The sequence below is a fragment of the Cupriavidus pauculus genome, from assembly GCF_003854935.1.
Taxonomy (GTDB): domain Bacteria; phylum Pseudomonadota; class Gammaproteobacteria; order Burkholderiales; family Burkholderiaceae; genus Cupriavidus; species Cupriavidus pauculus_C.
Genome location: NZ_CP033970.1, coordinates 254,214 through 279,158, shown reverse-complemented (window position 1 = coordinate 279,158; position 24,945 = coordinate 254,214). Strand labels below are relative to the sequence as shown.

General features: G+C 70.1%; 20 protein-coding genes. 12 read left to right on the top strand and 8 right to left on the bottom strand.

What is annotated here, in order from left to right; genetic code table 11:
• Window positions 1-111 precede the first annotated feature (111 nt).
• Complete coding sequence (locus EHF44_RS19410; RefSeq protein WP_124685374.1) at window positions 112-1,107, bottom strand: alpha/beta fold hydrolase; 996 nt, start codon at window positions 1,105-1,107, stop codon at window positions 112-114.
• A 257-nt stretch (window positions 1,108-1,364) separates the two neighbouring features.
• Here EHF44_RS19410 and EHF44_RS19405 point away from each other — a divergent pair, with 257 nt between their 5' ends.
• Together EHF44_RS19405 and EHF44_RS19400 are read left to right on the top strand one after the other, a co-directional pair.
• Window positions 1,365-3,035, top strand: coding sequence for a RecQ family ATP-dependent DNA helicase (locus EHF44_RS19405; RefSeq protein WP_124685373.1), 1,671 nt, complete (start codon window positions 1,365-1,367; stop codon window positions 3,033-3,035).
• Window positions 3,036-3,127: 92 nt separating this feature from the next.
• Window positions 3,128-3,940: a hypothetical protein gene (locus tag EHF44_RS19400; protein WP_124685372.1), complete on the top strand. Its 813-nt coding sequence runs from the start codon at window positions 3,128-3,130 to the stop codon at window positions 3,938-3,940.
• Window positions 3,941-3,955: 15 nt separating this feature from the next.
• On the opposite strand, the gene EHF44_RS19395 is transcribed toward EHF44_RS19400, so the two are convergent.
• The 3 genes from EHF44_RS19395 to EHF44_RS19385 are packed head-to-tail and all read right to left on the bottom strand — an operon-like array spanning window position 3,956 to window position 6,836.
• The gene (locus EHF44_RS19395) at window positions 3,956-5,245 is read right to left on the bottom strand and encodes a CaiB/BaiF CoA transferase family protein (protein WP_124685371.1); all 1,290 of its coding nucleotides are present in this window, start codon (window positions 5,243-5,245) and stop codon (window positions 3,956-3,958) included.
• Entirely contained in the window at window positions 5,242-5,655 is a 414-nt protein-coding gene (locus tag EHF44_RS19390; protein ID WP_124685370.1) for a Zn-ribbon domain-containing OB-fold protein, read from the bottom strand. Before EHF44_RS19390 ends, EHF44_RS19395 begins: the two co-directional genes overlap by 4 nt.
• 14 nt (window positions 5,656-5,669) lie before the next feature.
• A complete protein-coding gene (locus tag EHF44_RS19385) occupies window positions 5,670-6,836 on the bottom strand; it encodes a thiolase domain-containing protein (RefSeq protein ID WP_124685369.1) in 1,167 nt (388 codons plus the stop codon).
• Between the two features lie 254 nt (window positions 6,837-7,090).
• Here EHF44_RS19385 and EHF44_RS19380 point away from each other — a divergent pair, with 254 nt between their 5' ends.
• Window positions 7,091-8,620 carry a class I adenylate-forming enzyme family protein gene (locus EHF44_RS19380; protein WP_124685368.1) on the top strand — a complete coding sequence of 510 codons (1,530 nt, stop codon included), beginning with the start codon at window positions 7,091-7,093 and terminating at the stop codon, window positions 8,618-8,620.
• The gene (locus EHF44_RS19375; protein WP_124685367.1) at window positions 8,617-9,612 is read left to right on the top strand and encodes a tripartite tricarboxylate transporter substrate binding protein; all 996 of its coding nucleotides are present in this window, start codon (window positions 8,617-8,619) and stop codon (window positions 9,610-9,612) included. The genes EHF44_RS19380 and EHF44_RS19375 overlap by 4 nt, the downstream gene beginning before the upstream one ends.
• 497 nt (window positions 9,613-10,109) lie before the next feature.
• Here EHF44_RS19375 and EHF44_RS19370 read toward each other — a convergent pair whose 3' ends face one another.
• Entirely contained in the window at window positions 10,110-10,907 is a 798-nt protein-coding gene (locus EHF44_RS19370) for an enoyl-CoA hydratase/isomerase family protein (protein WP_124685366.1), read from the bottom strand.
• A gap of 172 nt (window positions 10,908-11,079) precedes the next feature.
• Here EHF44_RS19370 and EHF44_RS19365 point away from each other — a divergent pair, with 172 nt between their 5' ends.
• The gene (locus tag EHF44_RS19365; RefSeq protein WP_124685365.1) at window positions 11,080-11,982 is read left to right on the top strand and encodes a LysR substrate-binding domain-containing protein; all 903 of its coding nucleotides are present in this window, start codon (window positions 11,080-11,082) and stop codon (window positions 11,980-11,982) included.
• Between the two features lie 21 nt (window positions 11,983-12,003).
• Here EHF44_RS19365 and EHF44_RS19360 read toward each other — a convergent pair whose 3' ends face one another.
• Window positions 12,004-13,536: a class I adenylate-forming enzyme family protein gene (locus EHF44_RS19360; RefSeq protein WP_124685364.1), complete on the bottom strand. Its 1,533-nt coding sequence runs from the start codon at window positions 13,534-13,536 to the stop codon at window positions 12,004-12,006.
• 148 nt (window positions 13,537-13,684) lie between these two features.
• The gene (locus tag EHF44_RS19355; RefSeq protein ID WP_124685363.1) at window positions 13,685-14,647 is read right to left on the bottom strand and encodes a Bug family tripartite tricarboxylate transporter substrate binding protein; all 963 of its coding nucleotides are present in this window, start codon (window positions 14,645-14,647) and stop codon (window positions 13,685-13,687) included.
• A gap of 230 nt (window positions 14,648-14,877) precedes the next feature.
• Between EHF44_RS19355 and dkgB the strand changes: the two genes are divergently transcribed.
• The 7 genes from dkgB to EHF44_RS19320 all read left to right on the top strand — a co-directional run bounded on the left by dkgB (window position 14,878) and on the right by EHF44_RS19320 (window position 23,943).
• Entirely contained in the window at window positions 14,878-15,681 is an 804-nt protein-coding gene (gene dkgB / locus EHF44_RS19350; RefSeq protein WP_124685362.1) for a 2,5-didehydrogluconate reductase DkgB, read from the top strand.
• Between the two features lie 110 nt (window positions 15,682-15,791).
• On the top strand, window positions 15,792-16,922 hold the full coding sequence (locus EHF44_RS19345) for an alkene reductase (protein WP_124685361.1): 1,131 nt from the start codon (window positions 15,792-15,794) through the stop codon (window positions 16,920-16,922).
• A gap of 244 nt (window positions 16,923-17,166) precedes the next feature.
• Complete coding sequence (locus EHF44_RS19340) at window positions 17,167-17,601, top strand: auxiliary protein of the heavy metal cation-transporting efflux system HmyCBA (RefSeq protein ID WP_124685360.1); 435 nt, start codon at window positions 17,167-17,169, stop codon at window positions 17,599-17,601.
• A gap of 200 nt (window positions 17,602-17,801) precedes the next feature.
• The gene (locus EHF44_RS19335; RefSeq protein WP_124685359.1) at window positions 17,802-19,208 is read left to right on the top strand and encodes a TolC family protein; all 1,407 of its coding nucleotides are present in this window, start codon (window positions 17,802-17,804) and stop codon (window positions 19,206-19,208) included.
• Window positions 19,209-19,210: 2 nt separating this feature from the next.
• Window positions 19,211-20,368 carry an efflux RND transporter periplasmic adaptor subunit gene (locus EHF44_RS19330; protein ID WP_124685358.1) on the top strand — a complete coding sequence of 386 codons (1,158 nt, stop codon included), beginning with the start codon at window positions 19,211-19,213 and terminating at the stop codon, window positions 20,366-20,368.
• Window positions 20,369-20,374: 6 nt separating this feature from the next.
• Complete coding sequence (locus EHF44_RS19325; RefSeq protein WP_124685357.1) at window positions 20,375-23,491, top strand: efflux RND transporter permease subunit; 3,117 nt, start codon at window positions 20,375-20,377, stop codon at window positions 23,489-23,491.
• Between the two features lie 83 nt (window positions 23,492-23,574).
• Complete coding sequence (locus EHF44_RS19320; RefSeq protein WP_124685356.1) at window positions 23,575-23,943, top strand: DUF2880 domain-containing protein; 369 nt, start codon at window positions 23,575-23,577, stop codon at window positions 23,941-23,943.
• Here EHF44_RS19320 and tehA read toward each other — a convergent pair.
• The gene (gene tehA / locus EHF44_RS19315) at window positions 23,912-24,922 is read right to left on the bottom strand and encodes a dicarboxylate transporter/tellurite-resistance protein TehA (RefSeq protein WP_124685355.1); all 1,011 of its coding nucleotides are present in this window, start codon (window positions 24,920-24,922) and stop codon (window positions 23,912-23,914) included. The genes EHF44_RS19320 and tehA overlap by 32 nt on opposite strands.
• Window positions 24,923-24,945 lie beyond the last annotated feature (23 nt).

Below are 24,945 nucleotides of genomic sequence, written 5' to 3'. Positions count from 1 at the left end.
GCCCCGCGCCGGCGCAAGGCGAATTGCAAGAATTGCGCGCGCCATCATGCACACCCGGCCGTCCCGACGCCTTTTTTTCAACCGGACGCGCCTGCGCGGCGGCGCCGGCCGCTACACCACCAGATGCAGGCCGATGCCCGTCATGGCGCCCACCGCGTTGACCACGGCCGCCGTGCCGCCATGGTGGATCATGTGGCCGGCGCCGGGAGTGAGCACCAGCACGCTGTGCGGGATGTCGCGGTGCAGCCGCTCGCTCTGCCGGGCGGGGTCGACGACGTGGTCTTCCTCGCCGGCCAGCACCGTGACCGGCATGGTCAGGTGCGGGTACAGGCGGTGCAGCGTCTCCACGGCCGGCACCAGGAACGTGGCGTCCTCCGATGCGGCGCGGATCTGGCTGGGCCGCAGGATCAGCTCGCGCGGCACCACGTCCAGATAGTCGTCGGGCACCGGCCAGGGCGCGAACATCGTGCGCACGGCCCGCCTCAGCAGCGCCCGCCACGCCAGCGGTAGCGCGGTATGGCCCAGCACGTCGCCCACGCCGGGCACCGCGCCGGGCAGGTTGAGCCAGACGTCGGGCCGGGCCGTGGGGTAGTAGTAGCCGGACATCAGCACCAGCCCCGCCACGTCGGCCGGGGCGCGCAGCCCCATCGCCACGGCCACCAGCGTGCCCCACGAATGGCCGACGATGACCGGATGCTCCACGCCCAGCCAGCCCAGCGCCTTCCACAGCAGCGCGGCCTGCGCCTGGGGCGTCCAGCGCCGCAGGCGGGGCCGCTGGCTGTAGCCAAAGCCGGGCCGGTCGATGGCGATCACGCGGTGGCGGCGCGCCAGCGCGTCCACCAGCCCGCTGGCGATGAAGTCTTCCAGCTGCACGCCGTTGCCGTGCAGCAGCACCACGGCCGGCCCCTGGCCGCGCTCCAGATAGTGCAGGCAGACGCCGTCCACTTCCAGGAAGCGGCCGACGGGAAAGTGTTCGCGCTCGGCCTGGCGCGCGCGATGGCGCACCCAGAGCGCGGTGGCGGCGCCGGCCGCGACCACCGTGGCAAGGCTTGCCAGCAGGCCGCGGTGGCCGGTCGACGAAGGCGGGGAGTGGTTGGAATCTGACATGGCGGCAATGGCTGCGAAGGCTGCGATGGCGGCAAGATGAACGTGGGATTCCGGTTTGTCTCGCAATCGATATGCCAGCGGGCCGGCAACGGCCTGCGCCGCGCTGGCCGCCCGGCCCGATGGCGTGGCGTGCAATCCATGGACGCACGCGGTGCAGTAACTACAGCGGCTGGCGCCCCCGGCGGCGGTGCGGCCGGGGCCGCCCGGTGTGGTGCGGATTTTGCTGCGCACCGGCTTGTCGCCACCCGCCATCCATCATGACCCTGACGCTTCCCGCCGCGCTGATGCGCATCCTTGAGGACCGCTTCGGCGTCACGCGCCTGCGGCCCGGCCAGGCCGACGTCCTGCGCAGCGTGCTCGACGGCCGCGACACCATCGCCGTGATGCCCACCGGCAGCGGCAAGTCGCTCTGCTTCCAGCTACCGGCGCTGGTCAGCGACGGGCTCACCGTGGTGGTGTCGCCGCTCATTGCGCTGATGCAGGACCAGGCCACCAAGCTCGGCAACCTGGAACTGGCGCCGGCCGTGCTCAACAGCGCCGTGGGCGACGCCGCGCTGGCGGATCTGGCCCGCCGCCGCGAGCGCATCCTGCTGACCACGCCCGAGCAGCTCGAAGACCCCGAGGTGGTCGATACGCTGCGCCGCAACCGCGTGGCGCTGTTCGTGGTTGACGAGGCGCACTGCATCTCCCAGTGGGGCCACGACTTCCGCCCCGCCTACCTGGGCCTGCGCGACGCCGCCAAGGCGCTGTCGCGCCCGCCGCTGCTGGCGCTGACCGCCACGGCCACCGACGCGGTCATCCAGGACATCGTGCAGGAACTGGGCATGCGCCAGCCGCGCATCGTGCGGGCGCCGTTGTACCGGCCGAACCTGCACTATGCCGTGGAGCATGTGTCGGGCGATGCCGGGCAGCTGGACGCCGTGCGCCGGCTGGTGGGCCGCGAAGCCGGGCAGGGCGGGGCCGGCATCGTCTACACGGCCACCGTGGCCATGGCCGAGCAGTTGCACGGGCTGCTGCGCGAAGCGGGCGTCGAGGCCGCGCTCTATCACGGCCGGCGCACCGCCGCCCAGCGGCGCGCGGCGCAGGACGCGTTCATGACCGGCCAGGCCGCCGTGATGGTGGCGACCAATGCCTTCGGCATGGGGATCGACAAGCCCGACGTGCGCTTTATCGTGCACGCGCAGTCGCCAGGCAGCCTGGACGCCTACTACCAGGAATCGGGCCGCGCCGGCCGCGATGGCGCGCCGGCGCGCTGCACGCTGGTGTTCGACGAGCGCGACCGGCGCATCCACCAGTTCTTCCTGGCCGGCCGCTACCCGGCGGCCACGGACCTGCACCGCATGGCCCTGGCCGTGCAGGACGCGCCGCTGGCGCTGCCGGCGCTGGCCACGGCGCTGCCCGATATCGGCGTGCGGCGGCTGCAGGTTGGCATGCGGATGCTGCGCGACTTCGGCATCGTGGCGCGCGACCGCGCCGGCCGCTTCGCGCTGCGCGACCCGGCCGCGGCCGGCGTCGACGTGATTGCCGCCCGCTACGCAGCGCGCAGCCGCGAGGACCACGCCACGCTGCAGGCGATGCTGGACTACGCACGCAGCGGCGGCTGCCGCTGGGCCACGCTGCTGGCCTACTACAGCGAGGCGTTCGCGCAGGCGCGTTGCGGCACCTGCGATAGCTGCCGCCGCATGGACGAACTGGCACAGCCGGCCGCCGCCGCGCCGCCGGCGCCCGAAAAACGTCCCGCATCCACGCCGGTGACCGGCCCCGCCTTTGCCACCGGCGACGCGGTGCGCGCCCGGCGCTTCGGCGCGGGCGTGGTCAATGCCGTGTCGGACGAATGGGTCGAGGTGCGCTTTCCGGACGACAGCGTGCGGCGCTTTCTGCCGCATTTCCTGCGGGCGGTGGCGGCGGAACGCCGGCGCGCCGCGTGATCCCCCGGCCGTGGGGTGCCGGCGCCGGCCGGTGACCCGGCGCGGGCAATTGTGCAAGAATGTCGCCGGTCAAGATCGCATCGGCAACGGAAGTGGGCGTTTTCAAATTTTTCCGCAAGCGCAAGCCGGTACCGGCCGTCCCGCCGAGGACGCCGCCGGGCGCCGCGCCTGCGCTCTACGTCCAGGACACCACCAGCTCCTACGAACGCGTGTTCAACCGCGTGATGGCGACGGTGGTGGGCATCTCCGAGGAGGAGGCGTCCGAGATCCTGGCGATGGTCAACCGCAGCGGCTCCGACGGCCTGAACATGGCCGGCTACTTCGAGCAGGTGTACGCGGCGTACTTCCGCGGCCGCGACTGGACCTGGACCGAGTACGACCAGTGGGCGCGCATCTTTGCCGAAATGGGCGCGTATCCGTCGCACTGGACCGATATCGACCAGCCCGCCAAGCCCCGCACCCGCACCGAGGAACTGCTCGCGCAGCGCGTGGGCGACATTCGCGCGTTCCTGGACGGCCGGGGCGTCGAGTATCCGCCGCACGCCGCCAAGGCGCAGCTCGTGGCGCTGGCCGAGGTCACGCCGGGGCTGGAGGATTCCACCCTCTGGCAGGCCGTGCTGGCCACGCGCCGGCAGGATGCGCAGGCCGCCGCCGAACGGCGTCCGCGCCTGCTCTACGACCTGCTGATCCGCACCATCGCCTACCGCGCCAAGAGCGAGCGCGACGCCGAGCGCGCCAAGGCGGCCGGCGTCAAGCGCTTCGACCTGATGCTGACCATCGAGGCCGACCGTCCCTTCGTGGAAGTGGCGCGCAAGAAAAGCCCGTCGGCCGTGCCGCCTTTCTTTCCCAACGATTTCACGCTGCTGCGCCCGATCATCGAGAACGGCGAGCCGGGCGGCCGCTAGGCTGCGCCGGCGCGCCTACAGCACGCCGCGCGCCCGCAGCGCCGCCACGTCCTGCTCGCCCAGCCCCAGGCACTCGCGCAGCACCTCGTCGGTGTGCTGGCCCAGCGCGGGCGGTGCGTGGCGCAGCGTGGGCGGCGTGTCCGACAAGCGCAGCGGGCTGGCCGTGCTGCAGATCCGGTTGATGGGGTCGGACGCCGGCTGCGCCCCGTCGGCGTAACGGTACTGCTCCACGCGCAGGCCCCGGTGCCGCACCTGTTCGTCCGCGAACGCCTGGCCGATGTCGTTGATCGGCCCGCACGGCACCGACGCCGCCTCCAGCAGGGCAATCCACTCATGCGTGGGCTTGCCGCGCGTCACCGCGTTCATCATCGGGATCAGCGTCGCCCGATGCGTGACACGGGCGCTGTTGGTGGCGTAGCGCGCGTCGTGCGCCCAGTCCACATCGGCCACCTCGCAGAAGCGTGCGAACTGCCCGTCGTTGCCGATCGCCAGCAGCATCTTGCCGTCCTGCGTCGGAAAGTCCTGGTACGGCACGACGCTGGGATGCACGTTGCCCTGCCGCGCGGGCACCACGCCCGCGTTCAGGTAGCCGGCGCCCTGGTTGGCCAGCACGGCCATGGCCACGTCCAGCAGCGCGATGTCGATGCGCTGGCCGCGCCCCGTGTGGTGCCGCGCTTCCAGCGCGCCCAGGATGGCCGTGGTGGCGTACATGCCCGTGAACACGTCGATCACGGCCACGCCCACGCGCAGCGGCCCTTCGCCGGGCTCGCCATCGGGCTGGCCCGTGATGCTCATCAGCCCGCTCATCGCCTGCACCAGCAGGTCGTAGCCGGGCCGCGCCGCATAGGGCCCGGTCTGGCCGAAACCCGTGATCGAGCAGTAGATCAGGCGCGGATTCAGCGCGGCCAGCGTGTCGTAGTCCAGCCCGTAGCGCTTCAGCCCGCCGGTCTTGTAGTTCTCGATCACCACGTCGCTGCGCGCCGCCAGCTCGCGCACCAGCCGCTGGCCGTCGGGCGTGGCGATGTCCACGGTCACCGATCGCTTGTTGCGGTTGCACGCGGCAAAGTAGCTGGCCTGCGGCGTGGGGCCGTCGTCGCCGTGCAGGTACGGCGGGCCCCAGTGGCGCGTGTCGTCGCCCGCGCCGGGCTTCTCGATCTTGATCACGTCGGCGCCCAGGTCGGCCAGGTTCTGGGTACACCAGGGGCCGGCCAGCACGCGCGACAGGTCCAGCACGCGCAGATGGCTCAGCGCGCCGGTGCGCGCGGACGGCGGCGGCAGGCCGGGCGAGGCGGCGGCCGACGTCATGCCGGCGCCTGGTCGACCGGCGCGAACACCGGCACCGGCGCGCCGCCGTCGGTCTCGGCAAACCGCACCCTGACGCGCTGGCCGATGCGTACCGTGTCCAGGTCGGTATCGACGATGTGGGTCATCATCGTGATGCCCTCGTCGAGCTTCACGTAGGCGATGCAGAACGGATGCGGGCCGGCGCGGCGCGTGATGCTGAACGAGTAGATCTCGCCCAGGCCGCTGGCGGTCTTCCAGTCGGTATCGCCCAGGCAGAACGGGCACAGCGCGCGCGGGTACCAGTGGGGCTTGCCGCACGCCTTGCAGTGGCGCACCAGCAGCTTGCCGTCGCGGGCGGCCTGCCAGAACGCGGCGTTGTCGGGCAACTCGTCCGGGGCCTTGTGGACGGTGGGAATGTAGGGAGTGGTCATGGTAGGCGTCCGGGCTATTCGCGTTCGAGGATCAGGGTGGCGGAGCCGTGGCGCGAGCCCATGTAGCCGCCCGTGCCCTGCGCCAGCGCCAGCTGGCAGTTCCTGACCTGCACGGCGGGATGGGCCTCGCCGCGCAGCTGGCGCACGGCCTCGATCACCTTGGTGATGCCGCCGCGGTTGGCCGGGTGGTTGTTGCACAGGCCGCCGCCGTCGGTGTTGACCGGCATCCGGCCAACGCCGGCGATCAGGTTGCCGTCCATCACGAACCGGCCGCCTTCGCCCTTGCGGCAGAACCCCAGGTCTTCCAGCTGCATCAGCACGGTGATCGTGAAGCTGTCGTAGATCGACGCGTACTGGATGTCCGACGGCTTGACGCGGGCTTCCTCGAACGCTGCCGCGCCCGATACGCGCGCGGCGGACCACGACAGGTCCACCTCGCCGCCCAGCAGCCCCTTCACGTGCTCGCCGGCGCCCAGCACCTTGATGCGCGGGCGGTTCAGCTTCGCGGCGATTTCCGGGCGGGCCACGACCAGCGCGCCGCCGCCGTCGGACACCACGCAGCAGTCCAGCCGGTGCAGCGGGTCGGAGATCATCGGCGAATTCAGCACGTCCTCGACGGTCACCAGTTCGCGCAGCATCGCGTTGGGGTTGTGCTGCGCATGGTGCGACGCCGCCACCTTGATCCACGCGAGCTGTTCCGGCGTGGTGCCGAACTCGTGCATGTGGCGCTGCGCCACCATCGCGTAGAGATTGACTGTCACCGGGCTGTACGGCGCCTCGAACGGCTGGTCGGGCAGGTTGGCGCCCCAGTTGCGCGCCTGCGTGCCGCTGGAGCCCTCGGAGCGCGGCCGGCCAGCCAGCGTGATCAGTGCCACGTCGCACTTGCCGGCGGCGATGGCCTGCGCGGCGTGCGACACGTGCGCGATATACGATGAGCCGCCCATCTCGCTGGAGTCGACGTGGCGCACGTTCAGGCCCAGGTAGTCGACCATGTTGACCATGCCAAGCCCGGGCGCGTCGCCGGCGCAGAAGTAGCCGTCGACGTCGGCCAGCGTCAGGCCGGCGTCCTGCAGCGCGCCGCGCGCGGCCTCGGCGTGAAGCTGGGGCACGGTCTTGTCCGGTGCCTTGCGGGTCGGGTGCTCGTAGGCCCCGACGATGTATGCCTTGCCGTGGATTGTCATGCGTGGGTCTTCCTCCAATGTCCTGGCTGCCGTGCCGCGTATGCAAGCCGATCTGGCCGATTCTAGGGGCCGGCGCCCCGCGCTGGTTCGAGAATGCCGAATCCGGCCTTCCGGATCGCAAAATGCCGCCCGGCGCCCCGCTGGCGCGCTTCCAGGTCGGCAAAGCCGCCCCTTGTGATTTACGAATGGCGGCGTGCGGGCTTTCGGCTCATGCTGCGCGGACTTCTTCATCGCATTCGTAAAGGACGGCAGGCGTGACCACGCGGATCCATCAACTGCTCGACCACTGGCTGGCCCTGGCGCCCGGCCAGCCGTTCATCCACCTGCCGGACGGCCGCACGCTGGACTTTGCCGCGCTCGGCGCGCTGACCGCCACCGCCGAGGCCGAACTGCGCACGCTCGACGTGCGGCCTGGCGACCGCGTGATGGTGGTGGCCGAGAACTGCCCCGAGCACGCCGCGCTGATCCTGGCGTGCAGCCGCGTGGGCGTGTGGTCCTGCGGCGTCAACGCGCGGATGGCGCCGGCCGAGATCGACGCCTTCGCCGTCAAGGCCGATGCCCGCGTGGTCTATTTCACGGCGGCGGCGTCGCGCGCTGCCGCCGGCCATGCCAGCCGCTTCGGCGCGGTGGCATCGGCGCTGCCGGGCATGCAGCGCGGCCCGGTGCGTGCCGATGCCACGCCCGAGCCGCAGCCGTTGCGCGACGCGGTGGCCGCGCTGATCTTCACGTCCGGCACCACGGGCGCGCCCAAGGGCGTGATGCTGACCCACGACGCGCTGATCCACTTCGCCCGCGTCACGCGCGACGCCCGCGCGCTGGGGCCCGCCGACCGCAGCTATGCGTTCGTGCCGATGACGCACATCTTCGGCCTGGGCACGGTGCTGCTCAGTTCGCTGCTGGCCGGCGCGCAGCTTGTGATGCGTCCGCAGTTCGACCCGGCGGACCTGCTCGACGCGCTGGCCCAGCACGGCGTATCGCAGCTCCAGGGCCCGCCCACGCTGTTCTCGCGGCTGCTGGCCTACCTGCAGGAGCAGGGCATCGGCCAGCCGGTGGCGCCGGCGCTGCGCTACCTCTACACGGGCGCCGGGCCGCTGGACCTGTCGCTGAAGCGCCGCGTGGAGGCGATGTTCGGTCTGGCGCTGCACCACGGCTATGGGCTGTCCGAGTACGCCGGATCGGTCCACGTGACGCGGCTGGGCGAGCAGCGGCCCGATACCAGCGCCGGCTACGCGGTGGCCGAGGCCGAGGTGCAGGTCACCGACAGCGTGACTGGCCGGGCGCTGCCGCTGGGCACGCGCGGCGAACTATGGCTGCGCGGGCGGGGGCTGATGCCCGGCTACTTCCGCGATGCGGCCGCCACGGCGGCGGTCATGCGCGAAGGCGGCTGGTACGCCAGCGGCGACCTGGGCGAGATGCACGCCGACGGCGCGCTGTTCGTGGTCGGCCGGCTCAAGGAAATGATCATCCGCTCGGGCTTCAACGTCTATCCGGCCGAGGTGGAGACGGCGCTGAACGCGCATCCGAGCATCCAGCGCAGCGCCGTGGTCGGCTGCCCGGAGCGGGACGGCAACGAGGAAATCGTCGCGTTCGTCGAGCTGCGCCCGGGCGCCGGGCTGGACACCGCCGCGCTGCACGGCCACCTGCGCGAGCGGCTGGCGCCTTACAAGCGGCCCGCGCGCATCGTGGCGCTGCCCGAACTGCCCACCAATAACAACGGCAAGATCCTCAAGCGCGTGCTGCAGGAGCAGGCCGGCTCGATGTTGACCCAAGGAGACCCCGCATGACCCGCTCTTTCCAAGCGCCTTCCGCCCTGCGCCGGCGGCTGATGGCGGCCGGCCTGTTCGGCGCCGTGGCGCACCCGTTCGCGGCGCTGGCGGCCGATGCCTGGCCAGCCAAGCCGGTGCGCCTGATCGTGCCGTTTCCGCCAGGCGGCCCGGTGGACAGCACCGCGCGCATCGCCAGCCAGAAGCTCGGCGAGATCTGGAAGCAGCCGATGGTCATCGACAACCGCGCCGGCGCCGGCGGCACGATCGGCGCCGCCATCGCGGCGAAGGAGGCGCCGGACGGCTACACGCTGTTCCTGGGATCGATCCACCATGCGGTGAACCCGTCGCTGATGGGCAAGCTGCCATACGACATCGAGAAGGACTTCGCCCCGGTCAGCTTTGCGGCGATGTTTCCGGTGTTCGTGGTGGCCCACCCGTCGGTGCCGGCCAGCAACATCAAGGAACTGGTCGCGTACGCGAAGGCGGGGCACACGCTGGCCTACGGGTCGTCGGGCAACGGCGGCGGCACGCACCTGGCGGGCGAGCTGTTCAACATCGAGGCTGGCACCAAGCTGCAGCACGTGCCGTACAAGGGCAGCGGCCCGGCCATGAACGACCTGCTGGGCGGCCAGGTGCAACTGATGTTCAGCGATGCGCCGACCGCGCTGCAGCACATCAAGTCGGGCCGCATCAAGGTACTGGGCGTGGCCAGCCGCCAGCGCTCGGGCATGCTGCCCGACGTGCCCACCGTGGCCGAGTCGGGCCTGCCCGGCTACGAGGCGTATTCCTGGGCCGCGCTGTTCGCGCCAGCCCAGACGCCCAAGGCCGTGCTGGACAGGATCAATGCCGACTTCAACGTCGCCATGAAGGACCCCGCCGTCAAGCAGCGCCTGCTGCAGGCCGGCGCCGAGGCCGACGCGGGCACCCAGGCCCAGATGCGCGACCGGCTGCATGCCGAGATCGCCAAATGGCGCAAGGTGATTCAGACCGCGGGGATCACGGCGGGGTGAGGTTTGGGCGGCGTCGCAGGTTGGACGGCCGGCCCTCTCCCCCAGCCCCTCTCCCGCACGGCGGGAGAGGGGAGCAGACCGGCGGGGTTTGAACCGTCAGCAGCAGGCATGCCCGCGCGCTATGCGCTGCCCTTTTTACCGCGTGGGAGATGGTTTGAACTGCCATGCCCTCACCCCCGACCCCTCTCCCGCACGGCGGGAGAGGGGAGCAAACCGGCGGGGTTTGAGCCGTCAGCAGCAGGCATGCCCGCCGCTATGCGCTGCCTTTTTTACGGCGTGGGAGATGGTTTGAACTGCCATGCCCTCACCCCCGACCCCTCTCCCGCACGGCGGGGGAGGGGAGCAGACCGGCGGGGTTTGAGCCATCAGCAGCAGGCACGCCCGCCGCTATGCGCTCCCCTCTCCCACGCGTGGGAGAGGGGTTGGGGGAGAGGGCGTCGAGGCTCTGCTTGCCGACCAGTCCCAGTTAGAGCCCCCAGCCCAGCCAGCAAGAACCACTACCCGCCTTCCGCCGCCGGCCACCGGAACAGCGGCGGCTCCTTTTCCTTGAAGCGCCTGACTGCCTCGTGGTGGTAGTCGGTGGTGAACGCAATGCCTTGCCCAAGCGATTCCAGTTCCAGCATGCCGCGCACGTCGTTGCCCAGGGACTGGTGCAGCGCGCGCTTGGTCAGGGCGAAGGCCACCGGCGAGGCGGCGGCCATGGCGCGGGCGAGCTGGTCTGCGCGGGCGTGCAGCCGTTCCGCGGGAACGATCTCGAAGACGGCGCCGATCTGGCGCGCTTCCTCGGCGCCGATCTCGCGCGCGCTGAAGACGAGGTCGCGCGCGCGGGCCATGCCGACCACGCGCGGCAGCGTGTACAGCGCGCCGCAGTCGGGCACCAGGCCCACCTTCATGAATGGCATGCAGAACCGCGCGCGCGGCGTGGCGACGATGAAGTCGGCCAGCAGCGCCAGGCTGAAGCCGGCGCCGTAGGCCACGCCGTCCACCGCGGCCACCACGGGGCGGTCCAGGTCGGCGAGCAGGGCGATCCAGCCGTGCAGATCGTCCATGCGGTTGCGGCCGGCGTCGGCGGCGGTCACGTTCATTGCGCGGATGTCGCCGCCGGCGCAGAAGTCCGTGCCGGCGCCGCGCAGCACCACGGCGCGCACGTCGCGGTTGGCGCGGATGTTCTGCACGGCCTCGCGCAGCGCATCGCGGATCGGGCCGTTCAGCGCGTTCTTCTGCTGCGGGCGGTTCAGCGTCAGCGTGGCCACGCCGTCCGCGACGTCCACCAGCAGCGTGTGTTCCTCGGTCATGCCTTGTCTCCGGGCGCGTTCGATGGCACAGCTTGAACGATGCGTGGCGGCGCGGCTATTCCGATGTTCGGAATCCGGCATTCGCCTGCGGCGAAGTCCCCCCGTAGTTGCGAGCATGGCGAAGGGGCGGCGGTTCGGGGGATAATCGCCGACCACCCCGGGAGACAACGTCATGCGCTTCGATCTGGTCGATCTGAACCTCTTCACGCATATCGCGGAAGCCAGCAGCCTGACCCGCGGTGCAGAACGTTGCCACCTGTCGCTGCCGGCGGCCAGCACGCGCATCAAGAACCTGGAAGAGCAGGTGGGCGTGAAGCTGCTGAGCCGCAGCAGCCAGGGCGTGAAGGTCACGCCGGCCGGCGAGACGCTGCTGGCCCACGCGCGCCGCGTGCTGCGCCAGATCGAGCAGTTGAGCGGCGACCTGCAGGAGTACGCGTCGGGCATCAAGGGCCACGTGCGCGTGTTCGCCAACACCACGGCCATGAGCGAATTCCTGCCCGGCGTGCTGCGTACGTACCTGGTCAACCATCCCGATGTGACCGTCGACATCCGCGAACGGCTGAGCCCCGACATCGTGCGGGCCGTGCAGGAAGGCATGGTCGATATCGGCATCGCGGCCAGCGGCGTGAACATGGAAGGGCTGGAGGTGATGCCTTACCGGCGCGACCGCCTGGTGCTGGCCACGGCGCTGAGCCACGCGCTGGCGCAGCGCAAGCGCGTGCGGTTCGTGGAGACGCTGGACTACGACTTCATCGGCCTGCCCGAGGAAAGCGCGATCCACAACTTCCTGAAGCGCGCCGCCGCCGACCTGCAGCGCACGCTGCACTGGCGCATCCAGGTCAGCAACTTCGAGACCGCCGCCCGCATGATCGAGGCCAACGTCGGCATTGGCGTGCTGCCGGAAAGCACGGCGCGCCGCCATGCGCAGACCATGGCGCTCAACATCGTGCAGATCGAGGATGACTGGGCCGAGCGCAAGCTGCAGATCTGCGTGGCGGACCTGGACGCGCTGCCGGTGTTCGCGCGCAAGCTGGTGGACCTGCTGGTGGCGGATGGCACCGGCGAGCCGGCCTGAGCCGGCGCGGGCCCGGCTGCGCTAGGCCAGCTCCGCCAGCATGCCGCGCAACTGGTGCTTGTGCAGCTTGCCGCTGGCGGTGGTGGGGATGGCCGGCACGCGCACGATGCGCGCCGGGCGCTTGTAGGGCGACAGCCGCTCGGCCAGGTAGGCGTGCAGCGCCGCCGCGTCGAACGTCTCGCCGTCGCGCAGTTCCACGAACGCCACCACTTCCTCGTTGCCGTCGGCGGCCGGGCGGCCCACCACGGCCGACAGCCGCACCGACGGGTGTCCGTTGATGACCGATTCCACCTCGATCGGGTAGACGCTGAAGCCCGAGCGGATGATCAGGTCGCGCGTGCGGCCGACGATGTACAGCGCGCCGTCGGGGCCAAGCCGGCCGATGTCGCCGGTGTTGAGCCACCCGTCCGGGCGCAGCGCCTCGGCCGTCTGCGCCGGCGCGCGGTAGTAGCCGCGCATCACGCCCGGGCCCTTGACCCACAGCTCGCCGGGCGTGCCGGCCGGCACGGGCTCGCCGTCCGGGCCGACGATGCGCAGCGCCGCGCCTTCGACAATCTCGCCGGCCGAGCAGTCGCTGCGCGGGCGATCCATCCGCGTGATGAACAGCGAGCCCGCGTACTCGGTCATGCCGTAGCCATGGTGCAGCGGCTGGCCGAACAGGGTCTCGACGTTGCGCTTGAGCGTGGGCTCCAGCGGCCCGCCGCCCGTGTACAGGTAGCGCAGCCGCCGCGTGGGCAGCGTGGCAATGCCCTGCTTGTGCAGGTGCGCCAGGATGCGGCTGAACATGGCCGGCACGCCCTGCAGGATCGAGATGGCCTCGCGCTGCAGCGCGGCGCAGGCGTCGTTGACGTTGAAGCGCGCCACCAGGTACAGGCTGCCACCGCCCTGGAACGTGGCCAGCAGCAGCGTCGCCAGCCCGAAGATATGGGACATCGGCATCACCGCGTAGGCGCAGTCGCCGGGGCCGATGCTGCGCGTGTCGGCCGTGACGCGCGCGTAGTGCAGCAGGCCGCGGTGGGTGACCATCACGCCCTTGGGCTGGCCGGTGGTGCCGGATGTGTAGATCAGCGCGGCCACGTCGCGCGCCACGTCGGCCGGCTCGCGGGCGCTGCTGGTATCGACATCGGCGGCCATCAGCGGCCCGAGCCCGGCCGGGGCGATCTCGCGCGCGCGGTAGCGCAGGCCGTGCCGCAGCGCGTCGGGCGAGGCCGCGTGGGTGAACAGCATCAGGCGCGGCGTGCAGTGGGCGCGGATTTCCTCGATCTCGCGCGCCGTGAGCCGCGCGTTCGTCACCACGGGCCAGGCGCCGATTTCCGACAGCGCAAAGACCAGCGTGATCACGGCCAGACAGTTCTCGCCAATGACCATCACGCGGTCGCCGGTGTCCACGCCCTGCGCGGCCAGATAGTCGCGCGCCAGCCCCACGGCGTCCCAGAGCTGCGCGAACGTGACGGTCCGCTCGCCTTCCAGCACGGCCACGTTGGCCGGGGCCTGGGCGGCCCAGTGGCGGGCGATGTCGCTGATGCGGGTGGCGCTGGCTCGGTCCTGCGGCATCTCGCTGAAGTCCTTTTCGAAGGGGGATTCGGGGTCGTCCGGGCCGGAGGCTTTCCGGCATGTCGCAGTGTAGGGGCGGCCTTGCCGGCCCCGCAATTCGTGATCGGGAAAGCGGCGCTTCGGCCCGGCGGAAGCCCCGCTCGCCGTGCTATTCCACCTCGATGCCGGCGGTCTTCACCACCTTGCCCCACAGCGCCAGTTCGCGCTTGATGCGGTCCTGCAGCGGCGCCGGGCCGGTGATGTTCAGGTCGTAGCCCACCTCCGTCATGCGCGTGCGGAACGCGGGGTCCTGTCCCACGGCCTGCTGGGCCTTGACCAGCCGGTCCACCACGTCGGCCGGCATGCCCGGCGGGCCGACCAGGCCGTACCAGCCGGTCAGGTCGTACTGCTTGAGGCCCGATTCCACCAGCGTCGGCACTGTCGGCAGCGCGGCGTTGCGCGTCTTCGACGTGACGGCCAGCGCGCGCACCTTGCCGCCCTGGATGTGGCCGATGGCGGTGCCGGTGATGTCGAACATGAACGTGACCTTGCCGCTCATCACGTCGGCCATGGCCGGCGCGTTGCCCTTGTACGGCACGTGCAGCATCTTCACGCCGGTCATCTGCGCCAGCAATTCGGCCGACAGGTGGTTCGACGCGCCCACGCCGGCCGACCCGTAGCTGACCTCGCCCGGATGCTTGCGCGCGTAGGCCACCAGTTCGTCGACGTTCTTGGCCGGGAAGTCCTTGTTCAGCAGCAGGACGTTGGTGTAGTCGGTGATTAGCCCCACGTAGCTGAAGTCCTGCGCGGGCTTGAAGCTGACCGATTTCTGGATCAGCGGGGTCATCGTCATGGTGGGACTGGCCACGAAGTAGAGCGTGTAGCCGTCGGGCTTCGCGCTGGTGGTCATGCCGGCGGCAATGGCGCCGCTGGCCCCGGCGCGGTTGTCCACGACCACCGGCTGCTTGAGCACCCGGCCCATGTAGTCGGCGTAGATGCGCGCGGCCGTGTCCACCGGGCCGCCCGGCGCGTAGCCGACCAGCAGCCGCACGGGGCGCGCAGGATAGGTGTCGGCCAGCGCCGTCCCTTGGGTCAGCGCCAGTACCGCGCCGGCCAGCATGATTCGCAGCATCGTCTCCTCCTTTTTCAGGATTGTGGGAGCAGACTGTGCGGCAGCGCCGCCCCCCAGGCAATTTGCATTTCAAGAAGGTGGCCTTCGAGGATGCGATAACAGCGGGGCGGCTGATTGTTGATTCCGGCTCAATGGTGATTCGTCGATACGCGGCTTAATCCGCAACGGCCAATCCGGCACACTGCGTCATCCGCGGCGAGATGCCGCTTTCCCATCACAGGAGTTGACCCATGAGCATCCCATCCTTCGGCGTCGGCACGTTCCGTCTGACCGGCCAGGCGGCCGTGGACTCGGTGCGCCAGGCACTGGAACTTGGCTATCGCGCCGTCGATACGGCCCAGATCTACGGCAACGAAGCCGACGTGGGCCAGGCGCTGGCCGAAAGCGGCGTGGCGCGCGGCGATCTGTTCGTGACCACCAAGATCTGGACGGCCAACTACCCGGCCGACAAGCTTGTGCACAGCCTGCGCGAGAGCCTGGACAAGCTGCGGACCGACTACGTTGACCTGACGCTGATCCACTGGCCGGCGCCCGGCAACGGCGTGCCGCAGCCCGAGTTCATGGCCGCGCTGGCGGACGCCAAGGCGCAGGGGCTGACGCGCCAGATCGGCGTGTCGAATTTCAATATCGACCTGACGCGCCAGGCCATCGACGTGGTGGGCGCCGGGCAGATCGCCACCAACCAGATCGAACTGAGCCCGTACCTGCAGAACCGCAAGCTGGCGGCGTTCCTGCAGGAGCAGGGCATCGCCGTGACGTCGTACATGACGCTGGCCTACGGCAAGGTGCTGAAGGACCCCGTGCTGGCGCGCATTGCCGACAAACACCACGCCACGGTGGCGCAGGTGGCGCTGGCCTGGGCGCTGCAGCTTGGCTACGCGGTGATCCCGTCGTCCACGCGGCGCGAGAACCTGGCCAGCAACCTGCTGGCGCGCGACCTGAAGCTGGACGATGCCGACATGGCCGCCATCGCCGCGCTGGAGCGCAATGGCCGCGAAGTGAGCCCGGACGGCCTGGCACCGCAGTGGGACTGAACGGGCGATTGTTGATCCTGTTTCAAAGGTATTTCGTCGATTCAAGGCTTAATCCGCAAGAGCGCAGCGGGCACACTGTGACCATTCCGAATGGTTAACAGGAGTTTCCGATGCCTACTTCCCCGATCGATACCGCCGCGCCGCTGTTCCAGCCCCACCAGCTCGGCAGCCTGACGCTGCCCAACCGGATCGTCATGCCGCCGATGACGCGCTCGCGCGCCAGCCAGCCCGGCGACGTGGCCAACGACCTGATGGCCGCGTACTACGCCCAGCGCGCCAGCGCCGGGCTGATCGTGGCCGAGGGCACGTGGATTGCCCCGCTGGGCAAGGGCTATGCGTGGACGCCGGGCATTCATACGCCGGAGCAGGTGGCCGGCTGGCGCAAGGTCACGTCGGCCGTGCACGCGGCGGGCGGGCGCATCTTCGCGCAGCTCTGGCACGTGGGCCGGCTGAGCCACACCAGCCTGCTGGGCGGGCAGTCGCCGGTGTCGTCGTCGGCCATCCAGGCCACCGGGGTGAACGTCTTTGCCGCCGGCCAGGACGGCACGCCGGGCTTCGTGCAGGCGTCGGCGCCGCGCGCGCTGGCCGTGGACGAGATCCAGGCGATCGTCGACCAGTTCCGCCAGGCGGCCCGCCATGCCATGGAAGCCGGCTTTGACGGCGTGGAGTTGCACGCGGCCAACGGCTACCTGGTCAACCAGTTCATCGATTCCGGCGCCAACCACCGCACGGACGCCTACGGCGGCTCGCTGGAAAACCGGCTGCGTTTTCTGGGCGAAGTGGCCCAGGCGCTGATCGAGGGCACCGGCGACCGTACGCGCGTCGGCATCCGGCTGGCCCCGCTGACCACGCTCAATGGCTGCGTCGATGCCGATCCCGAGACTACCTACACGGCGGCCGCCCGGCTGCTGGGCGAGCTTGGCGTGGGCTACCTGCACATTGCCGAAGCCGACTGGGAAGATGCACCGCACATGCCGCTGGCGTTCAAGCAGCGCCTGCGCGAGGTATTCCCGGGCACGCTGATCTACGCCGGCAAGTACACGGCCGAGCGGGCCGACGCGGCGCTGCGCGAAGGCTGGGCGGACCTGATCGCGTTCGGCCGGCCGTTCGTGGCCAACCCGGACCTGCCCGAGCGGCTGCGGACCGGCGCGCCGCTGGCCCTGCACGACCGCGACACGCTGTTTGGCGGCGGCGCCCGTGGCCTGACCGACTACCCGGCGCTGGACGCCAAGGCTGCCTGACGGCCGGGGGAAGCAGAGAGCCGGCCGCCTGCGCGCCGGCTTTTTTCCGGTTATCTCGCTTTGCAGCTTTTGCACGCCAGGCGCCGCTTTCCGGCCAATTTGTGACGAATAAGAGTCGTACCGGCGGCCTGCAGGCTGGAACTCATGGCCGTTTTACGAGTCCATGTTGCGTTCGGTTACAATGCTGTCCCGCAGCAATGCATATCCGGCATTGTTCGCAATTGTCTGCAATCGCGCCCCCATCTTGTTACGTTTCGTCCTCTTCCTGCTGACTGCCCTGTGCCTGTCCGCGCTGTCGTTCACGGCAGCGGCGAACGTGCGCGCGGACGCGCAGGTCGATGCCGCGATCGAGGCGGCGGCCGGCATGACGACCGAGACGCCCGATTACGCGATGCTGGCCACCGGCGACGACCTGTCGCAGCTCGTGCTGCCGGGCGACCCGGACTACGGCGCCGACGACGTGGCCGATGACGGCCCGCCGCCGGGCTACTGCAACATCTGGTCCGCCGATCTGCTCGACCCGCTCGACCTGTTCGACGCGGTGGACGAAACCAGCGCGCTGTTCGTGCTGCCCACCTTCAAGCCTGGCCTGTCCGTGGACGACCTGTTCCTGGCGCCCACGGCCCGCACCACGTTCGAATCCGAAGGGCTGTTCCGCCCGCCCAACCTGCGCGCCTGATTCTCCAGGCCCCCGCCCGGCGTTCCTGCCGGGTGGCGCGCTTTCCTTGCCCTTGCGCCCCCGATCTGTCCGCGAACCGCGTGTGTCGCGGCGTGCCCTGCCTGTCAATGCACCCGGTGTCCTGAACTGACGCCCGGCCCGCATGGCGGCACGGTGCGGCGTGGGTTGCCGGGCAGCCGTACCGTTAGAACCTTTCCGACATGAAGACCAAGAAAACGTTGACCTGGGTCGCGTCGCTGTCGCTATTGGCGGCGCCGGTCTGGGCCGCCCAGCCGGTGCCGGCCGGCGCCGCTGCGTCGAAGTCCCAGCCGGACGCCGCCCCGGCGTCGTCCATGCGGCCGTCCACGCAGCTCCTGGCCGCCAAGGCCATGCCGCGCGCCACCACGCCCGCGGCCGAAACCTTCGAATTGTCCCAACTGCTGGAACTCGCCCAATCGACCAACAAGGGCGTGGAAGCGGCGCAGGCGAACGTGGATGCCGCCACCGCGGCCATCACCACGTCGCGTGCGTATCCGAACCCGCAGGTGGAAGTGATGTACGGGCGCCTGTCCGGCAAGCAGCCGGGTGTGGCCAGCGGCAACGCGCCGTCGTATGCCGTGGTCCAGAAATTCGACTATCCGAACCAGCGCAGCCTGCGCGAGCGCATGGCGGGCCGCGGGCTGGAGGCGACCGAGGCGCAGCGGCTGAGCTTTCGTGCCGAACTGGCCGCACGCGTGAAGACGTCGTACTACCAGGTGCTGCGCCGCGAGACCGAACTGGCCGCCGCGCGCGAGGACCTGAACCTGATGCGCCAGATCCAGGAACGCGCCAAGGTGCGCGTGGACGTGGGCGAGGCGCCGCGCTACGAACTGATCAAGGCCGATACCGAACTGCTGGCCGCGCAGAAGACGCTGCAGACCGCCGAGCTGCGCGTGGAGCAGGCCAAGGCATCGCTGCGCCAGCAGGTGGGCGGCGCCATGCCGATGCGCTATGGGCTGCACGGCAGCCTGGCCAACACGCCCGACATCCCCACGCTGGCCGTGTTGCGCGACACCATGCAGGCCAACAACGCCGAGCTGATCCAGCGCCGCAGCGAACTGGAACGCGCGCGGCTGGGCGTGGATTACCAGCGCTCGCTGCGGCTGCCCGAGGTGGCGCTGCGGGCCAGCACCGACCGCCAGCCGGACAACAACGTCTCGCAGATCGGCCTGGTGATGACGATTCCGCTCTGGGACCGCCGCAGCGGCCCCGTGGGCGAGGCCACGGCGCAGGCCACGCAGGCGCGCACCGCGCTGGAAGCGCGCGAGTTCGAACTGACCCAGGAGCTGGACACCGCGTTCCAGCAGTACGAGATCACGCAGGCCCAGGTCACGGCGCTCGAATCGGGCATCGTGCGCGAGGCCGAGTCGGCGCTGGGCGTGGCGGAAGCCGCCTACCGCTTTGGCGAGCGCGGCATCCTGGACTACCTGGACGCGCAGCGCGTGCTGCGCAATGCGCGCACCGAGCTGATCAACGCGCAGTACGAGATGCAGATCGCCGCCATCCAGATTGAAAAGCTCATGTCGGCCACGCCCGGTGCCCCCACCGGCCCCGCGCCCTCCATGCCTGTATCCCCGAATCTGAACTGACCATGCGCCCCAACCATTCCCTGCTTTCCATTGCCGCCGCCGTTGTGCTGGCGCTGTCGCTGGCCGGCTGCTCCAAGGAGCCCGAAGCCGTTGCCGAGGCGCCCAAGCTGCCGCCCGGCGTGGTCAAGCCCGAAGAAAACCTCCAGAAGACCCTCAAGGTGGCCGTGGTGGCCACGTCCCCGTTCAGCGAGATGCTGCGCGTGGCCGGCCGCGTCGACTTCGACGAACAGCGCGTGTCGCGCATCGGCGCCACCGTTACCGGCCGCGTGACCGACCTGTACGCCATCCTGGGCCAGGAAGTGAAGGCCGGCCAGGTGCTGGCGCGCCTGCACAGCAGCGAACTGGGCGCCGCGCAGATGGCGTTCCTGAAGGCCGAGGCGCAGAACGAGCTGCAGGCCCGCAACGCCGAGCGCGCGCGCCAGCTGTTCGACGCCGACGTGATCGGCCGCGCCGAACTGCAGCGCCGCCAGAGCGAGTACGCGATTGCCGCGGCCGAGATGCGCGCCTACCGCGACCAGCTGCGCGTGCTGGGCATGTCGGCCCAGGCCATTGCCACGCTGGCCAAGAACGGCAGCATCGAATCGTATTCGCCGGTGTTCTCCAGCATCAACGGCACGGTGGTGGAGCGCAACGTGGCCCAGGGCCAGGTGGTGCAGCCGGCCGACGCGCTGTACACCGTGGCCGACCTGTCGCGCGTCTGGGTGGTGGCCGAGGTGCCCGAGCAGCAGGCCGCGCAGGTGGCCGAGGGCCAGGCCGTGGATATCGAGGTGCCGTCGCTGGCCAACAGCAACGGCCGCATCACGGGCAAGCTGATCTACGTTGGCCGCACCGTGAATCCGCAGTCGCGCACGGTGCTGGTCCGCACCGAGCTGGAGAACAAGGAAGGGCGCCTGAAGCCGGCCATGCTGGCCAGCATGCTGATCGCCGGCAAGCCGGTGGACACGCTGGTGGTGCCGGGGTCCGCCGTGGTGCGTGACGGCAACGACGAGCAGGTGTACGTGGAAACCGCGCCGGGCCAGTACCGCCTGACCAAGGTGAAGCTGGGCTCGGAGAGCGACGGCATGCGCGTGGTGCAGAGCGGCATCAAGTCGGGCGACCGCGTGGTCGTGGAGGGCGCGTTCCACCTCGACAACGAGCGCAAGCGACTGGAACAGGGGTAAGCCGCCATGATGACATCGCTTGTGGAAGCCGCGATCAAGCAGCGGCTGGTGGTGTGCGTGGTGGCGGTAGTGCTGTTCTTCTTCGGGCTGCGGGCGGCGGGCAAGCTGTCGGTCGATGCGTTCCCGGACGTGACCAACGTCCAGGTGCAGATCGCCACGGAAGCCACCGGCCGCTCGCCCGAGGAAGTGGAGCGCTTTGTCACGGTGCCCATCGAAATGTCGATGACCGGCCTGCCCGGGCTGGAGGAAATGCGCTCGCTGAACAAGGCCGGCCTGTCGCTGATCACGCTCGTGTTCACCGACAAGACCGACGTCTACTTCGCGCGGCAGCTGGTCATGGAGCGGCTGATCGAGGTGGGCGGGCGCATGCCCCAGGACGTGGCGCCGGTGCTGGGCCCGGTCTCGACCGGCCTGGGCGAGGTGTACCAGTACACGCTGGACCGCGCCGACGACGGCAACCGCGAACTGACGCAGGAAGAGCTGGCCGAGCGCCGCATCGCGCAGGACTGGGTGGTGCGGCCGCTGCTGCGGTCGATCCCGGGCGTGGCGGAAATCAACTCGCAGGGCGGCTTCGTGCGGCAGTACCAGGCACTGGTCAACCCGGAGCGGATGCGCCACTACGAGGTCAACATCCAGCAGGTCTACCAGGCGCTGGCGCGCAACAACGCCAACTCCGGGGGCGGCGTGCTGCCGCACTACGCGGAGCAGTACCTGATTCGCGGCGTGGGCCTGGCCAAGGGCGTGGAGGACATCGGCAGCATCGTGCTCAAGGAGGTCAACGGCACGCCGGTGTACCTGCGCGACGTGGCGCAGGTGACCATCGGCCACGAGGTGCGCCAGGGCGCGCTGGTCAAGAACGGCCAGACCGAGGCCGTGGGCGGCATCGTGATGATGATGCGCGGCGGCAACGCCAAGGAGGTGGTGAGCCGGATCAAGGCCCGCGTGGCCGAGATCAACGACAAGGGCATGATCCCCGGCGGCCTGCAGATCGTGCCGTACTACGACCGCAGCGAACTGGTGGACGCCGCGCTGTGGACGGTCACCAAGGTGCTGCTCGAAGGCGTGGTGCTGGTGGTGATCGTGCTGTTCCTGTTCCTGGGAGACGTGCGCTCGTCGGTCATCGTGCTGGCCACGCTGGTGCTGACGCCGCTGCTGACGTTCATGGTGATGAACCGCATGGGGCTGTCGGCCAACCTGATGTCGCTGGGGGGGCTGGCCATCGCCATCGGCCTGATGGTGGACGGATCGGTGGTGGTGGTGGAGAACGCGTTCGAGCGGCTGGGCCACGCCGACAAGAGCGGGCTCACGCGCACGGAGATCCTGGTCAAGGCCGTGCAGGAGGTGGCCACGCCGGTGATCGTGGGCGTGGGCATCATCATCCTGGTGTTCCTGCCGCTGATGACGCTGCAGGGCATGGAAGGCAAGATGTTCGCGCCGCTGGCCGTGACCATCTCGATCGCGCTGGCGATCTCGCTGTTCCTGTCGCTGACGCTGTCGCCGGTGCTGTCGTCGTACCTGCTCAAGGGCGGCGCCGAGCATGACACGCGCATCATCGCGTTCATGAAGCGCCACTACCTGCGCATGCTGCACTGGGCGCTGCTCAACAGCAAGAAGACGGTGCTGGGCGCGGTGGGGATGTTCGTGGCCACGGTGCTGATCGTGCCGATGCTGGGCACGTCGTTCATCCCGGAGATGAAGGAAGGCTCGATCGTGCCGGCCATCGACCGCGTGCCGAACATCTCGCTGGAAGAGTCGATCAAGCTGGAGAAGCAGGCCAACAAGCTGGTGCTGGAAGTGCCCGGCGTGAAGTCGGTGGTGTCCGGCGTGGGCCGCGGCGAAAGCCCGGCCGACCCGCAAGGCCAGAACGAGTCGACCCCGATTGCCAGCCTGAAGGACCGCGACGAGTGGCCCGACGGCTGGACGCAGGACGACATCGCCAACGCCATCCGCGAGAAGCTCAAGGCCATTCCCGGCGTGCAGATCGTGATGGCGCAGCCGATTTCGGACCGCGTGGACGAGATGGTCAGCGGCGTGCGCTCGGACATCGCCGTGAAGATCTTCGGCGACGACCTGGACAAGCTGCGTGACCTGGCCGGCGAGATCGCGCGCGTGGCGGGCGGCATCCAGGGCTCGCAGGACATCCGGATCGAGCGGATCTCGGGCCAGCAGTACCTGTCGATCGAGATCGACCGGGCGGCCATCGCGCGCTACGGGCTGAACGTGTCGGACATCCACGACATCATCGAGATCGCCATCGGCGGCAAGCGTGCCACGGACATCTTCGAGGGCGAGCGCCGCTTTGCGGCGGCCGTGCGCCTGCCCGAGGAATTCCGCAGCAACGTGCAGGCCATCCGCAACCTGCTGGTGCAGGCGCCGGACGGCGTGCAGGTGCCGCTGCAGAGCGTGGCGAAGATCGAGGTCAGCGACGGCCCCGCGCAGATCAGCCGCGAGATGGCCAAGCGCCGCGTGGTGGTGATGATCAACGTGAAGGACCGCGACCTGGGCGGCTTCGTGGCCGAGCTGCAGTCGGCCACGGAGAGCAAGGTCAAGCTGCCGGAGGGCTACTACTACGAGTGGGGTGGCCAGTTCCAGAACATGGAACGCGCCATGGGCCACCTGCAGCTGATCGTGCCGCTCACCATCGCGGCGATCTTCTTCCTGCTGTTCCTGCTGTTCAACTCGCTGCGCTTTGCCACGCTGATCATCACGGTGCTGCCGTTCGCGTCGATCGGCGGCATCATCGGGCTGTTCGTCACGGGTGAATACCTGTCGGTGCCGGCGTCGGTGGGCTTTATCGCGCTGTGGGGCATGGCGGTGCTGAACGGCGTGGTGCTGGTGTCGTACATCCGCACGCTGCGCGAGCAGGGCATGTCGCTGCGCAACGCCGTGGTGCGCGGCGCCACGCAGCGGTTCCGGCCGGTGATGATGACCGCGACCATCGCGATGCTGGGCCTGGTGCCGTTCCTGTTCTCGTCGGGGCCGGGCTCCGAGGTGCAGCGGCCGCTGGCCGTGGTGGTGATTGGCGGGCTGATCACGTCGACGCTGCTGACGCTGGTGATGGTGCCGGTGCTCTACCGCTGGTTCGACGACCGCAAGCCCGAGGCGCGCGACATGTCCGTGTAATCGCCCAGGCAACCGCCGCAGTACAATGGCAACCGGCCGGCATGCATCGCGCGTGCCGGCCGTTTTTGTTGGAGTGAATACCCATGACAACGCATGCACGCCGCTTGCTGCTGGCGTCTATCGCTTTCGTGACGGGCGCGGCCCTGCCGGCCATCGCCCCGGCGGCCGATGCCCCGGTCAACGTCGAACTGGGCCAGCGCGGCGGCCGCCCCGAGGCGCCCGAAGCCCCGCTTGCCTGCATGCAGGCGGTCAAGGCCAAGCTGCCGAATCCGGACCGGTTCCGCTGGCTGGGCAGCAACACGCGCCGCGTGGCCGAGGACGTCTACAGCGTGGTGGGCACCATCGCGTTCGTGAACCAGGCCGGCGAGGCGCGGCAGGGCGACGCCCAGTGCGACGTCATGCGCGCACCGGGCAACCAGTTCATCGTGCCGAAGGTCCGGCTGCCGCAGTAGGGTCGGGCCGGCGCGCGGCGGGCAGCAGGTCGCCGCGCAGCAGCCGCGCCGCCGTCTTCCACAGCAGCACGCCGATGATGGCATTGGCGGCGACGAACAGGCCGAACGCCAGTTGCGGCATGACGCCGCCGGCGCCGCGCTCCACCATGCGGATGGCCATGCCGGGCAGCGCCGCCACGCCAAAGCTGAAGGCCCAGAGCCCCTGCGAAAACCGCTGCACGCCAATCCACGGCGCCAGCCGCAGCATCACCAGCGCCTGGTACAGGCCGTACCCCAGCAACGCATACGCGAACAGGTCTGGCTGGCCGTGCGTCAGCGCCATCCACGCCGTGCCGCCCACCACGGGCGGCGCAATCTGGATGCCCAGCAGCGCGCGCCGCGCCTCGGGCAGCGGCGCGTTGACCGCCGCGCGGTTCAGCAGCATCGACTCGATCGCCAGCCACGACAGCAGGCTTACGCCGAACAGCATCATGCCCACCTGGTGCCAGCCGAACATGGCCGCCGCCGTGGCCCCGACAAAACCCGGCGCCACGGCCGGCAGGTAGGCCGCCGGCGTGATGGCCGCCGGTTCCATCCCGCCTTGCCAGAGCCGCCCGTGCAGCGCGGCGCCCAGCGCGAGCTGTCCGACCGTCGCCACCCCGAACATCACCATGGCCACCTGCGGCGCGTAGGGCTGGACGATCTGCGTCGCCAGCAGCGTGGAGGTGGGGATCAGCGCCGCGAACGACGACTGCACCGGATCGGCCATTTCCGCGCGCGCGACATCGGGCGCCACGGCCCACTTGCGCAGGTAGGCGCCGATCAGCACCGCCCAGAGCGCCAGGCCGAAGCCCGCCAGCACCACGGCGGGCAGCGCCGGGATAGCCCAGACGCGCACGGCGCCGCGCCACGCGTTGGCCAGGGCCAGCGTGCCGACCGCCATGCCGAAGAACGACAGCGGGATGGTACGAAAAACGGAAGATGGGGTGGGGGCGCCCATGATGTGCTCGCAAAAGTGCCGGT